Origin of the sequence: Oceanibaculum pacificum (assembly GCF_001618175.1) — a bacterium.
Lineage (GTDB): Bacteria > Pseudomonadota > Alphaproteobacteria > Oceanibaculales > Oceanibaculaceae > Oceanibaculum > Oceanibaculum pacificum.
On sequence record NZ_LPXN01000178.1, the window covers coordinates 1 to 12,636 of the forward strand.

Here is a 12,636-nt window from a genome sequence, read left to right on the forward strand (position 1 = left end):
TATGCTTCGAGACGCCCTCTTGCGAGGGCTTCTCAGCATGAGGTCACCTTGGGGGCACCGCGTGTAGTCCCATAACACCCCTGGTCCTGAGGAGCCCTCGCAAGAGGGCGTCTCGAAGGGCCCGGCGGCAGGTGCTCTATCCGGCGGCCTTACCCCCGATATTCCCGTGCCGCGTCATCGAGCCAGAGGCGGGTATAGGCGGCGAAGGAGCGCAGCACGTAGAGCTGGAAGTCAGCCGCGGTGCGTAACAGCGTGATGTCGGCCTTGGCGAGCAGGCTGCGGACCACCTTGCCTTCGGCGAAGGCCACCGGGTGCAGATCGATGGCGCAGCCCTTCGACAGCAGCTCGGCCGCCTTTGGCCCGGTGACGGCAAATCCCGAATAGGCGTCCGACACATCCACCACCGAGGCATGCAGATCGGCCAGGTTGGCCTCCAGCGCCTGCTGCAGACCGGCCCGGTCGGCTTCCGCGCAGAGCAGCAGCCATTCGTCGGGGCCGAGCCACAGCGCCGTCGCCTTGTCGCCGGCCATGCTGGTCAGCGGCTCGACCGGCAGCGGGGCGGTCAACACGCCGGCAATGGCGGCGCGGATATCGGCATTCTGCGCATCGGCGCGCAGGATCAGCTTGCCGTTCTCCGGCAGTGCCGCGATGGCGACCGGGATATCCTGCATCGTATCAGCCATTGGCGCGTTCTCCCTTGGGGTCGAAGAAGACCGGCTCGGTCACGGTTACCTTGATGACCTTGTCCGGCATCGGCACCGAGAGCGTCTTGCCGATCAGCGCCCGCCCGCCCTTCAGCACGGCCAGCGCGATCGAGCGTTCCAGATTGGGGCTGTAATAGCTGGAGGTGACATGCCCCAGCATCGCCATGGGCGGTTGCTGCAAGGCGACCTGCACGACATGCGCGCCTTCCTCCAGCACCTCCTTGGGATCCTCGGTCAGCAGGCCGACAAGCTGCTTGCGGCCCTCGCGCACCGTGTCGGAGCGGGTAAGCGAGCGCTTGCCGACGAAATCCGGCTTCACCTTGGAGACGGCCCAGCCCATGCCCAGATCGTCCGGCGTCATCGAGCCGTCGGTTTCCTGGCCGACGATGATGAAACCCTTCTCGGCGCGCAGCACATGCATCGCCTCGGTGCCATAGGGGGTGATGTCGAAGGGCGCGCCGGCCTCTATCAGCGCCTCCCACACCGCCTTGCCCTGGCTGGCGCGGACATTGATCTCGAAGGACAGCTCGCCGGTGAAGCTGATGCGGATGACCCGCGCCGGAACGCCGGCCACTGTGCCCTCGCGCAGGCTCATATGCGGGAAGGCCTCGTTGCCGGTATCGATATCGTCGGTCAGGGCGGCCAGCAATTCGCGGCTCTTCGGGCCGTTGATGGTGATCGTGGCGTATTGCTCCGTCACCGAGGTCAGGTAGACCTTCAGCTCCGGCCATTCGGTCTGGAGGTAATCCTCCAGGCTGGTCATCACCGTGGCGGCGTTGCCGGTGGTGGTGGACATCAGGAACCGGTCCTCGCCCAGCCGGACGGTCACGCCATCGTCGCGCACCATGCCGTCCTCGCCCAGCATCAGCCCGTAGCGCGCCTTGCCGATGCCGAGTTTCAGCCAGCTATTGGTATAGACCCGGTTCAGGAACTCGGCGGCGTCCGGTCCCTTCACCATGATCTTGCCCAGCGTCGAGGCGTCCAGGATGCCGACGCCGGTCCGCGCCGCCTTCACCTCGCGGTTGACGGCGGCATGCATATCCTCACCCGGTTTCGGGTAGTACCAGGCGCGGACCCACTGGCCGACATTCTCGAATTTGGCGCCGTGCGCCGCATGCCATTCATGGATCGGCGTGCGGCGCACCGGATCGAACAGCGCCCCGATATTGCGTCCGGCGATGGCGCCGAAGCTTGTCGGCGTATAGGGCGGACGGAAGGTGGTGGTGCCGACCGCCGGCATTTCCATGCCCAGCGTTGCCGAGACAATGGCCAGCGCGTTCACGTTGCTGGTGCGGCCCTGGTCGGTGCCCATGCCGGTGGTGGTGTAGCGCTTCACATGCTCGACCGACTGGAAGCCTTCGCGCACCGCCAGCTTCAGGTCGGCGGCGGTAACGTCGTTCTGGAAATCGACGAAGCATTTCGCGCGCGCCAGCGGCTTTTCCGGCGGGGCGAGCCAGAAGGGCGCGGCGGCCGGGCAGTCCGGCTCCGTCACTTTCAGCGCGGCCGGCTTGCGGTTGGCGAATCCGGCCTCGCGCGCGGCTTCCGCCCCGGCGGCGAAGCCTTCGGCCAGGCAATCTGCGGTCGACAGAACGCCGTTGCAGGCGCCGGCGCTGCGCAGAGGCTGGAAGGATTGGCCGGGCACGAACACGCCGTCCTCGGCGCGGAAATCCAGCTTGCCGCGCGATTGTGAGAACAGGCTGACATTGGGGTTCCAGCCGCCCGACATGGCGACGAGATCGCAGGGAATGCCGAAGCCGGCCCCTTCGATCCGGTCGCCCGACGCTGCCAGCCTGCCCAACCGCACGCTGTCGACGCGCAGCCGGCCGGTGGTGGCGATGATGGCGTGGCCTTCATAGATCCGCAGCCCCGCCGCGCGGGCGGACTGGGGCAGGGGGCCGCTTGCTTCCGCGCGGCTATCGATGATGGCGGCCACGCCGATGCCGGCATGGTGCGCCGCCAGGGCGGTGCGGTAGCCGCTGTCATTATTGGTGAACACCACCAGCGCCTTGCCGGGCCGCGCGCCATAGCGGGAGATATAGCTGCGCAGCGAGGCGGCCAGCATGATGCCCGGCCGGTCGTTCTGGCCGAACACCAGCGGCCGCTCGATGGCACCGGTCGCCAGCACCACCTGCTTGGCGCGCACCTGCCACAGGCGCTGGCGCGGCAGATGATCGGCGGCATAGGGGCCGAGATGGTCGGTCACTCGTTCCGCCAGCCCCAGCCAGTTGTGATCGTAATAGCCGAAAGCGGTGGTGCGGCGCAGCAGGGTGACATTCTCCATGCCGGCCAGCTCGGTCACGGCTTTTTCCACCCAGTCGACAGCCGGCTTGGCGCTGATCTCGGTATCGCCCTCCGAGAGCAGCCAGCCGCCCATCTCTGCCTGTTCGTCGGCGATGATGACGCGCGCCCCGGCGCGGCCTGCTGCCAGTGCGGCGGCCAGGCCGGCAGCACCGCCACCGGCTACCAGCACGTCGCAATGGGCGTGGCGGTATTCATAGCGGTCCGGGTCCGGCCCGTCCGGCGCGCGGCCAAGGCCGGCCATGCGGCGGATCGCGCGCTCATAGGTCATCCAGCCGCGCTGCGGCCACATGAAGGTCTTGTAGTAGAAACCGGCAGGAATCAGCGGCGACAGCGTATCGTTCACCGCGCCCAGATCGAATTCCAGCGAGGGGAAGCGGTTCTGGCTGGCGGCCGTCAGCCCGTCATACAGCTCGATCTGGGTGGCGCGGATATTCGGTTCCGTGCGGTTGCCGAGGCCAAGCTGGATCAGCGCGTTCGGCTCCTCCGATCCGGCGGTCAGAATGCCGCGCGGCCGGTGATACTTGAAGCTGCGGCCGACCAGATGCACGCCATTGGCGATCAGCGCCGAGGCCAGCGTGTCGCCCGGATGGCCGCTATAGCGCGTGCCGTCGAAGGTGAAGGACAGGCTGCGGGACCGGTCGATCCGGCCGCCGGCGGGCAGGCGGTGGGACTGGCTCACTGGCTCACCTCCGACTTCGCTTCGCCCGGCTTGTAGACCGCCAGAATGGTGTCCGTATGGGTGTTGCGCACGGCGTTGAACCAGCGCCGGCAGCCATGCACATGATACCAGCGCTCGGCATGCTCGCCCTTCGGGTTGGCGCGCAGGAACAGGAAATCGGCCCATTCGGCGTCGGAAAGATTGTCGGTGCGGCTCTCGCGTTTCAGATGCGCTTCGCCGCCGGAGCGGAATTCATGCACGTCGCGCTCGCCGCACCAGGGGCAGGGGATGGTCAGCATGGTTATTTCCTCAATGGGCAACAGCAGCCGCGCCGTGTTCGTCGACCAGGCGGCCGGTGGTGAAGCGCTCCAGGCTGAAGGGCGCGTTCAGCGGATGCGGCTCGTCGCGGGCGATGGTATGGGCGAAGACATGGCCGGAGCCGGGCGTGGCCTTGAAGCCGCCGGTGCCCCAGCCGCAATTGATGTACAGCCCCTCGATCGGCGTCTTGGACAGGATCGGGCTGGCGTCCGGGCAGGTATCGACGATGCCGCCCCATTGCCGCAGCATGCGCAGGCGGCTGAACATCGGAAACATCTCGACGATGGCGTGCAACGTGTCCTGCACCACGTTGAAGCCGCCACGCTGGGAATAGGAGACATAGGGGTCGATGCCCGCGCCGATCACCATCTCGCCCTTGTCAGACTGGCTGACATAGGCGTGCACGGTATTCGACATGACGACCGTGTCGAGGATCGGCTTCACCGGCTCCGATACCAGCGCCTGCAGTGGGTGGCTTTCCACCGGCAGGCGGATACCGGCCATGCCGGCCAGCACGCTGGAATGGCCGGCGGTGACCAGGCCGATCTTCTTCGCGCGGATGGTGCCGCGGCTGGTCTCGACGCCGGTGACCCGGCCGCCCTCGCGCAGGATGCCGGTGACCTCGCAATTCTGGATGATATCGACGCCACGAGCATCGGCGGCGCGGGCAAAGCCCCAGGCAACCGCATCGTGCCGCGCCACGCCGCCACGGCGTTGCAGGGTGGCGCCCAGCACCGGATGGCGGATATCGGGCGACAGATTGATCAGCGGGCAGTATTCGCCGACCTGCTCGCGGCTCAGGAAATCGCAATCGATGCCGTTCAGCCGGTTGGCATGCGCCCGGCGCTTCAGCTCGCGCAGATCATGCAGATTATGGGCGAGGTTCATGACACCGCGCTGGCTGAACATGACGTTGTAGTTCAGCTCCTGGCTCAGCCCTTCCCAGATTTTCAGGGAATGCTCGTAGAGCGCCGCACTCTCGTCCCACAGATAGTTGGAGCGCACGATGGTGGTGTTGCGCCCGGTATTGCCGCCGCCCAGCCAGCCCTTTTCCAGCACCGCCACATTGGTGATGCCATGTTCCTTGGCGAGGTAGTAGGCCGTCGCCAGGCCGTGGCCGCCGCCACCGACGATAATGGCGTCATATTCCGGCTTCGGCTCCGGCGCGCGCCAGGCGCGTTCCCAGCCTTCATGATAGCCCAGCGCGTTGCGCGCCAGGGCAAGGATCGAATATCGCCGCACGGGTCTGCTCCTTTATTTTGCCGGGAGGATAACGGCAAGCGGCGGCAAGGCCAAAGCTTCAAGCCGCATGGCACTCATCTTTTCGCCATGCCGCAACCCCGCATGGTGCCCGGCGATACCCGCGCTATCGCCGCATAGCAGGTGTTGGCGGCTCGTTCGCTGGTGGCGGACGAGATGAGCCCAGATTCATTCAATTGTAATTTTAGTTTAGGCGATAGTTATATTACCTATCGTTATTATCTATGCGGGGTGGATTATGGATTTCGAAAGGTTGCTGCCCCTTTTGCGTTGCCCGCACAGCGCCTCCGTCCTGGAACGGGTGGGCGATGAGCTGGTTTCGGCCGCCGGCTTTCGCTACCCGATCGTGAATGGAAAACCCGTGCTGGTGAAGCTGATCCAGCCGATGCATGTCAGCCCGCCGGGCAGGGAAATCGTCTCCCAGAATATTCAGAATTTCAGGGTCAAGAATCCGCGCTTCGGCGATGAGGCGGTGATCCTGCATCTGGGCTCCGGCAATGTGCCGTCGGACGATCAGCGCGTCATCTCCATGGATATTCTGCCAACCGACAATGTCGACCTGGTAGCGGAAGCGGAAGCGCTGCCCTTTGCCAGCAATACGCTGGATCTGGTCGTCTCCGGGGCGGTCTTCGAACATCTCTACGATCCGATGCAAGCCATCCGCGAAGTCCGGCGGGTGCTGAAGGAAGGCGGCATGTTCAATATCGATACCGCCTTCATGCAGTCCTATCACGGTTTCCCCAGTCACTATTTCAACATGACGCCGCAGGCTGTCGAAACGCTGCTGGTCGATGATTTCAAGCTGGAGCAGTCGCTGGTGCCCGAGAGCGGCACCATGCTGGAATCCTTCATCGGGACGCTGGATCGCTTCCTTGGCCTGCTGCCGGCGGCGGAACGCAAATCATTGCTGAAGTTGAGCGTCGCCGAGGCGCTGGACCGCATGCGAAAGGAGCGCGGCCGCGCCAACCCGCTGTTGCATTCCATGTCGGAATATGCGCACCGGGCGATGGCGGCGAGCTTCGTCGTGGTCGCGCTGAAGCCGGTGGATTATGAGCGGCGTCAAGCGGCAGTCGTCGAGGAACTGGGAGAGCCGGCCTGGAACGCCTTGAAGCGGGAATATTACGCCGCCCGGATGGGCTTGATGCTGCGCCATCATGAGGTGGAGCTGTATCGCCAATTCACCCGCGATGCACGCGGGCTGACCGCGGAGGATATGGCCGCGCCGCCGCCGCTTGAGAGCTTCCTGTCGGCCGCGACGGTGGAGGATTCATTGTCTCCTGAGGCATTTCGGGTCGCCACCAATCTGCTGCGCAGCCAGCAGGATGGCTTAACGGTCCAACGCGATCACTGGATTGATGCGTATTTGAAGGCCTCTACGCTGGTGCGCGTCAATCAGCGGGTCTCCACGCTGCTGCAAGGATTGCCGGAAGGGGCCGTGCGCTCTTTCCTGGAGGCGGCCTTCCAGTCTGTGAAGTTGAGGGCGCGCCGCCTCATAAGAGGGTATTAGCCGGGGCGCATCGCGTCAGCTATGGCTTCCCCCAATGGTCAAACGCCTCATGCAGCAACGCCGCGTGATGCCGGGCGGCATCCGCGCCATCGGGCGAGCCGTCATATCGGCCCAGCTCGGCCAGCAGCAGGAAGAAGCCGCGTCCGGGCATGTCGCCGGCCTTGCGGGTCGCCAGCGCGGCCAGCAGCGGCCGATTGGCGGCGTGATCCTCGCGGATCATCTGCTCCAGCGCCTCGGTGAGGCGGTGGATGGTGTGCGGCGGCGTCATGCCGGCGGCCAGCGCCAGCTCCAGATAGGGGATCGTGCGCCGCTCGGTTGCCAGATCGGTCAGGATGGCGCGTAGGGTGGGGATCAGTGCGTTGGACATCGCCCTGTGAAACACCATCTGACGCCGTGGCGCAACGCTGCTATCGTTGCCTGCCCACCGGGGCCTGCCCATCGGGGCCTGCCCATCGGGCCCGCCGTATCGGAAAAGCAGCACCATGACCGACCGCACCGCCTTGCTCTTCGCCAACGAGGCATTCTACGCCGCCTTCGCCACCCGCGACATGGGGGCGATGGAGGATATCTGGGCGAAGCGCGCGCCAGTGGCCTGCATTCATCCCGGCTGGGGCCTGTTGGAGGGGCGCGAGGCGGTGATGCAGGTCTGGCGCAGCATTCTGGCCGGCAATAACGCGCCGATCATCACGCCGCGCGGCGCGAAGGCCTTCCTCTACGGCGATGCCGGCTTCGTCACCTGCTTCGAATCCCTGCCGGAAGGCTTCCTGATCGCCACCAACCTGTTCGTGAAGGAGGACGCCGCCTGGCGTCTCGTCCATCACCAGGCCGGCCCGACCCAGGATCAGCCGCCGGAAGAGGAGGAGACGGCCGGCCGGGCGATGCAATAGAGCGAAACCGCGGTCTCAGCTCGGCCGGAAGATCGAGCGGCCGAGGTGGTTGTTGCCGTCGACCAGGCGCATCAGCATCGTGATGAAGGCGTTGCGCTCTTCCGGGCGCAGCGGCTCCATCAGCTTCACCTGGGCGCGCTGCATCGCCTCATACATGTCGGCGGTGACCTTCTCGCCCTCGGGCGTCAGCCGCCACAGAACCATGCGCCGGTCGGTGGTGCTGCGCTCGCGCTCCACCAGCCCGCGTTTCGCCAGGCGGTTCAGCACGTCGGCGACATTGGTGCGGTCGATGCCCAGCTCGCGGCCGATGGAGTTCTGGTCCATGTCCGGATTCTGCGCCAGCGTGGTCACCAGCCCGTACTGCACCGGCGTCATGTCGAAGGCGGCGCATTCCTCGAAGAACAGCGCGTAATGAATCTGGTGCAGCCGGCGCACCAGATAGCCCGGCCGCGCCCAGAGCGGCATGCGCGACATGATCAGGCTGTTCTCATTGCCTTCGGGCTGTGCGTCATCCGCCGGTTTTTTCTCGACCGTCAAAATAGGACTCCTGCTGGCGCTCTGGTGGAATAGGAGGATTTCCCTCGCATTATTCGCTGCATCATGCCGGTTTTACCCAAGCATTTCTATCTGAAAAGGCTTCTATTCTGGGCAGCCGCTCGATTGACAGGCGGGGGAATAAAAGTCAGCATACCTACATAATTTTCGGGGGTGCGGCATGGCGTCTGAGATTGCGGGAGAAGGCATCGGCGCTCGGGTCCGCCGCAAGGAGGATGCCCGGCACTTGTTGGGGCGCGGCCGTTTCGTCGGTGATATCCAGATGCCGGGCCTGCTGGAGGTTGCCTTCCTGCGCAGCCCTGTCGCGCATGGCCGCATCCGCAGCCTCGGCAAGCCGCAGGGGCAGGAGGATGCGGTGTTCTTCTGGTCCGACATGGCGGGGATCGAGCCGATCGTCACCCGCTCCAGCCTGCCGGGCTACAAGCTGTCCGCCTATTACCCGCTGTCGCACGAGAAGGTGCGCTATGTCGGCGAGGGCATCGCCATGTGCGTCGCCGCCAGCCGCGCCGAGGCAGAGGATCTGGCCGAGGCCGTGTCCCTCGATATCGAGGAGTTGCCGGCGGTTACAGACAGTGAGGCCGGCAAGGCCGCCGATTCCGCGCTGGTGCATGAGGAATGGGGCGACAATCTCTGCCTGGTCACCGACTTCGACAGCGGTATCGAGGCGGTGGCGAAGACCGCGCCGGTGAAGGTGGTGCGGGAATACAAAACCGCCCGGCAGTGCATGCACCCGATGGAAGGCAAGGGCCTTGTCGCCTACTGGGATTTCCAGGCCGACCAGCTGGTCGTCATCACCTCCACCCAGGTGCCGCATCTGATCCGCACCGGCCTGTCGGAATGTCTGGGGCTCGACCAGTCACGCGTGCGTGTCAGCCCGCCCGATGTCGGCGGCGGCTTTGGCTATAAGTGCCTGCTGCAGCCGGAGGAGGTGGCCGTCGCCTGGCTCGCCATGACCCGCAAGGGGGCCTATCGCTGGGTCGAGGATCGGCGCGAGCATCTGGTGGCCGGGGCCAATGCCCGCCAGCATCACTACAAGGTCACCGCTTATGCCGATGAGCGCGGCCGCCTGCTGGGGCTGGATGCGGAGATCAATGTCGATATCGGCGCCTATTCGGTCTGGCCCTTCTCGGCCTGTCTGGAGGCGGCACAGGCCGGCGGCAATCTGCCTGGCCCCTACGATTTCCGGGCCTACCGGGCACGAACCTATTCGGTGGCCACCAACAAGCCGCCCTTCGCGCCCTATCGCGGCGTGGCGCGGCCCGGCGTGTGCTTCGCCATCGAGCTGACCATCGACGCGATTGCCCGCGCCGTCGGGCGGGAGCCGGCGGATGTGCGCGCCGAGAACCTCGTGCAGGCGGCGCAGATGCCCTACACCAACGTTACCAACAAGCATTACGATTCCGGCGATTATCCCGGCAGCCTCGCCAAGGCGCGCGAGATGATCGGGCTGGCCGCGATCCGCGAGCGCCAGAAGGGTCGTGAAGCGGATGGCAGGCGCATCGGCGTCGGCTTCGCCACCTATACCGAACAGTCGGCGCATGGCACCAAGGTGTTCGCCGCCTGGGGGCTGCCGCTGGTGCCGGGTTTCGAGCAGGCGACGGTGAAGCTGCTGGCCGACGGCACGCTGGAGGTGCGCGCCGGTATCCACACCATCGGTCAGGGTCTGGAAACCACGCTGGCGCAGGTCGCCAACCAGGTGCTGGGCATCCCGCTGAAGGATATCCAGGTGAAGCTGGGCGACACCGCCTCGACCCCGTATTCCACCGGCGCCTATGCCTCGCGCGGCATCGTCATGGCCGGCGGGGCCGTCTCCAAATCGGCGACCGAGCTGGCCGGGCGGGTGAAGCGGCTGGCTGCCCATCTGCTGCAATGCAAGCCGGAGGATGTCGATTTCCGCGACGGCCGCATCCATGCCGGGGAGGCCAGCCTGTCCTTCGGCGACATCGGCAAGGCCTGGTATCTGCGCCCCGAGACGCTGCCCGACGATATCGACACCAACGGGCTGGAAGTCACCCAGGGCTACAAGCCGAAGGTCGATAGCGGCGTCTTCTCCTACGCCACCCATGCGGCGCTGGTCGCGGTCGATCCCGAGACCGGCATGGTGGAGATACTGGATTACGTGATCGTCGAGGATTGCGGGCAGATGGTGAACCCGATGATCGTCGAGGGCCAGGCCTATGGCGGGGCGGCGCAGGGCGTCGGCACGGCGCTGTTCGAGGAGAGTCCCTACGATGCCGCCGGCCAGCCGCTGGCCTCCACCCTGATCGATTACCTGCTGCCCGGCCCGACCGAGCTGCCCGGCTTCCGCATCGGCCATATGGAGACGCTGTCGCCCTATTCGGCGCATGGCATCAAGGGCGTGGGCGAGGGCGGAGCGATTGCGCCGGCCGGGGCCATCGTGAACGCGATCAACGATGCCTTGCGGGAATTGGGGGCGGAGATCGGCGAGATACCCGCCACGCCGGAGCGCATCCTGAACGCCATTTTCGCCGCCCAACCCGCACAGGCCGCCGAATGAAGCCCGCCGCCTTCGACTACAGCAAGCCCGCCGACCTGGCCGCGGCCCTGCACGCCCTGTCGGACGATGCCAAGCCGATTGCCGGCGGCCAGTCGCTGACGCCGATGTTGAATCTGCGCCTCGCCCGGCCCTCGGCGCTGGTCGATATCCGCCGCCAGGCCGAGCTGCTGAGGATCGCCGAATCGTCCGACGCGATCCGCTATGGCGCCGCCCTGCCGCATGCCGCCTTCGAGGATGGCGCGGTGCCCGACGGCAGCAAAGGCATGATGCGCCATGTCGCCGGCGGCATCGCCTATCGTGCGGTGCGCAACCGGGGCACCATCGGGGGCAGCCTGGCCCATGCCGACCCGGCGGCCGACTGGATATCGTCGCTGCTGGCGCTGGACGCCCGGGTGATCGTGCGCGGCGTCAAGGGCGAGACCGCCTATCCCATCGACAGCTTCATGCTGGGCGGCTTCACCACGGTGCTGGGGCCGGGCGAACTGGTCGTCGGCGTGTCGGTGCCGCGCCTGTCGCCCTCGGCGCGCTGGGCCTATTACAAGATCTGCCGCAAGACCGGCGAATTCGCCAAGGCCATCAGCGCGGTCGTCAGCGACCCGGATCGCGGCGTGTTCCGCCTGGTCTGCGGCGCCATCGAGGCGGTGCCGTTCCTGCTTCAGGCGCGCGACGCCGAGGCTGCCGCCGCCGAGATCGACGCCCGGCTGGGCGACCATTCGCCGGCCGCCCGGCAGCTCTACAAGACGGCCGTGCGCCGCGCCATGGAGTCCCTTGCATGACCGCGCAACCCATCGAACTCACCGTCAATGGCCGCAAGGTCAGCGGCATGGCGGAGCCGCGCACCCATCTGGCGGATTTCCTGCGCGGACCGCTCGGCCTGACCGGCACGCATCTGGGCTGCGAGCAGGGCGTGTGCGGGGCCTGCACCGTGCTGATCGACGGATCGCCGCAGCGCTCCTGCCTCACCTTCGCGGTGTCCTGCGAGGGCGACGAGGTGCGCACGGTCGAGGGCTTCGACGACGATCCCGTCATGGCCGATCTGCGCGAGGCCTTCGCCGCCCACCACGCCCTGCAGTGCGGCTATTGCACGCCGGGCATGCTGGTGACCGCGCGCGACATCGCCACCCGCCTGGGCGATGTCGACGAGCAGACCATCCGGCGCGAGCTGTCGGGCAATATCTGCCGCTGTACCGGCTATGTCGGCATCGTCGCGGCGATCCGGCAGGTGGTCGCGGGCCGCCAGCCGCAGGCCCAGGCCTGGCGCTTCGAGGCGCGGCAGGAGACCGCCGCCCCGGTCGCCGAGGCGATGCCGGCGGCCGCCCTGGCCCCGGCCTCGATGGATTTCAGCACCGCCGGCGACGGTTTCTCGGTGTTGAAACAGCAGGTCAGCGTCGCCGCCCCGGCCGGGCAGGTCTGGGACGCGCTGGGCGATATCCGCCGCATCGCCGCCTGCCTGCCGGGCGCTGCCGTCGACACGGTGGAGGGCAGCCGCGTCACCGGCTCGCTCACCGTCAGCTTCGGGCCGATCAAGGCCAGCTTCGCCGGCGAGGGCGAGGTCGCCCGCGACGATGCCAGCCGCACCGGCGCGGTGAAGGGCAGGGGACGCGACGCCAAGGGCGGCTCCTCGGCCACTGGCGAGATCGCCTATGCCGTGCATCCGGACGGCCAGGGCACGCGCATCGATGTCGAGGTGCGCTACAAGCTGACCGGCCCGCTGGCGCAATTCGGCCGTTCCGCCCTGGTGACCGATTTCGCGCGCCGCATGACCGACCTGTTCGCCGCCAACCTGACCGCGATGCTGACGGGCGCTGAGCAGGCGGGAAAGCCGGCCGAACTCTCCTTCCTCTCCATCCTCGGCGCGATGCTGAAGGACCGCCTGGCGCGGCTGTTCGGACGGAATTGAGCGCAGGCCGCCCGATGCTTCGAGACGC

11 protein-coding genes are annotated in these 12,636 nt (G+C 66.7%); 5 read left to right on the top strand and 6 right to left on the bottom strand.

Annotation, left to right across the window (positions count from 1 at the left end; all coding sequences use genetic code 11):
* Positions 1 to 149 precede the first annotated feature (149 nt).
* Genes AUP43_RS18265 through AUP43_RS18280 form a run of 4 tightly spaced genes read right to left on the bottom strand, consistent with a single transcriptional unit; the run spans position 150 to position 5,223 of the window.
* Positions 150 to 683 (bottom strand): sarcosine oxidase subunit gamma, encoded by a 534-nt coding sequence (locus AUP43_RS18265; protein ID WP_067560341.1) that lies wholly within the window; start codon positions 681 to 683, stop codon positions 150 to 152.
* The gene (locus AUP43_RS18270) at positions 676 to 3,684 is read right to left on the bottom strand and encodes a sarcosine oxidase subunit alpha (RefSeq protein ID WP_067560342.1); all 3,009 of its coding nucleotides are present in this window, start codon (positions 3,682 to 3,684) and stop codon (positions 676 to 678) included. Before AUP43_RS18270 ends, AUP43_RS18265 begins: the two co-directional genes overlap by 8 nt.
* Positions 3,681 to 3,962 carry a sarcosine oxidase subunit delta gene (locus tag AUP43_RS18275; protein WP_067560343.1) on the bottom strand — a complete coding sequence of 94 codons (282 nt, stop codon included), beginning with the start codon at positions 3,960 to 3,962 and terminating at the stop codon, positions 3,681 to 3,683. Before AUP43_RS18275 ends, AUP43_RS18270 begins: the two co-directional genes overlap by 4 nt.
* A 10-nt stretch (positions 3,963 to 3,972) precedes the next feature.
* Entirely contained in the window at positions 3,973 to 5,223 is a 1,251-nt protein-coding gene (locus AUP43_RS18280) for a sarcosine oxidase subunit beta family protein (protein ID WP_067560344.1), read from the bottom strand.
* 271 nt (positions 5,224 to 5,494) lie between these two features.
* On the opposite strand from AUP43_RS18280, the gene AUP43_RS18285 reads away from it, so the two are divergent.
* Positions 5,495 to 6,748: a class I SAM-dependent methyltransferase gene (locus AUP43_RS18285; RefSeq protein ID WP_198154965.1), complete on the top strand. Its 1,254-nt coding sequence runs from the start codon at positions 5,495 to 5,497 to the stop codon at positions 6,746 to 6,748.
* 19 nt (positions 6,749 to 6,767) lie between these two features.
* On the opposite strand, the gene AUP43_RS18290 is transcribed toward AUP43_RS18285, so the two are convergent.
* A complete protein-coding gene (locus AUP43_RS18290) occupies positions 6,768 to 7,115 on the bottom strand; it encodes a hypothetical protein (RefSeq protein ID WP_157089425.1) in 348 nt (115 codons plus the stop codon).
* 115 nt (positions 7,116 to 7,230) lie between these two features.
* Here AUP43_RS18290 and AUP43_RS18295 point away from each other — a divergent pair, with 115 nt between their 5' ends.
* On the top strand, positions 7,231 to 7,635 hold the full coding sequence (locus tag AUP43_RS18295) for a nuclear transport factor 2 family protein (protein WP_067560347.1): 405 nt from the start codon (positions 7,231 to 7,233) through the stop codon (positions 7,633 to 7,635).
* Between the two features lie 15 nt (positions 7,636 to 7,650).
* Here AUP43_RS18295 and AUP43_RS18300 read toward each other — a convergent pair whose 3' ends face one another.
* Complete coding sequence (locus AUP43_RS18300; RefSeq protein WP_084462913.1) at positions 7,651 to 8,172, bottom strand: MarR family winged helix-turn-helix transcriptional regulator; 522 nt, start codon at positions 8,170 to 8,172, stop codon at positions 7,651 to 7,653.
* A 178-nt stretch (positions 8,173 to 8,350) separates the two neighbouring features.
* Between AUP43_RS18300 and AUP43_RS18305 the strand changes: the two genes are divergently transcribed.
* From AUP43_RS18305 to AUP43_RS19655, 3 genes are read left to right on the top strand one after another with little or no spacing between them, the layout of a single operon-like run.
* The gene (locus AUP43_RS18305; protein WP_067560348.1) at positions 8,351 to 10,708 is read left to right on the top strand and encodes a xanthine dehydrogenase family protein molybdopterin-binding subunit; all 2,358 of its coding nucleotides are present in this window, start codon (positions 8,351 to 8,353) and stop codon (positions 10,706 to 10,708) included.
* Positions 10,705 to 11,484: an FAD binding domain-containing protein gene (locus AUP43_RS18310; protein WP_067560349.1), complete on the top strand. Its 780-nt coding sequence runs from the start codon at positions 10,705 to 10,707 to the stop codon at positions 11,482 to 11,484. Before AUP43_RS18305 ends, AUP43_RS18310 begins: the two co-directional genes overlap by 4 nt.
* The gene (locus tag AUP43_RS19655) at positions 11,481 to 12,608 is read left to right on the top strand and encodes a xanthine dehydrogenase family Fe-S subunit (RefSeq protein ID WP_067560350.1); all 1,128 of its coding nucleotides are present in this window, start codon (positions 11,481 to 11,483) and stop codon (positions 12,606 to 12,608) included. Before AUP43_RS18310 ends, AUP43_RS19655 begins: the two co-directional genes overlap by 4 nt.
* Positions 12,609 to 12,636: the final 28 nt, after the last annotated feature.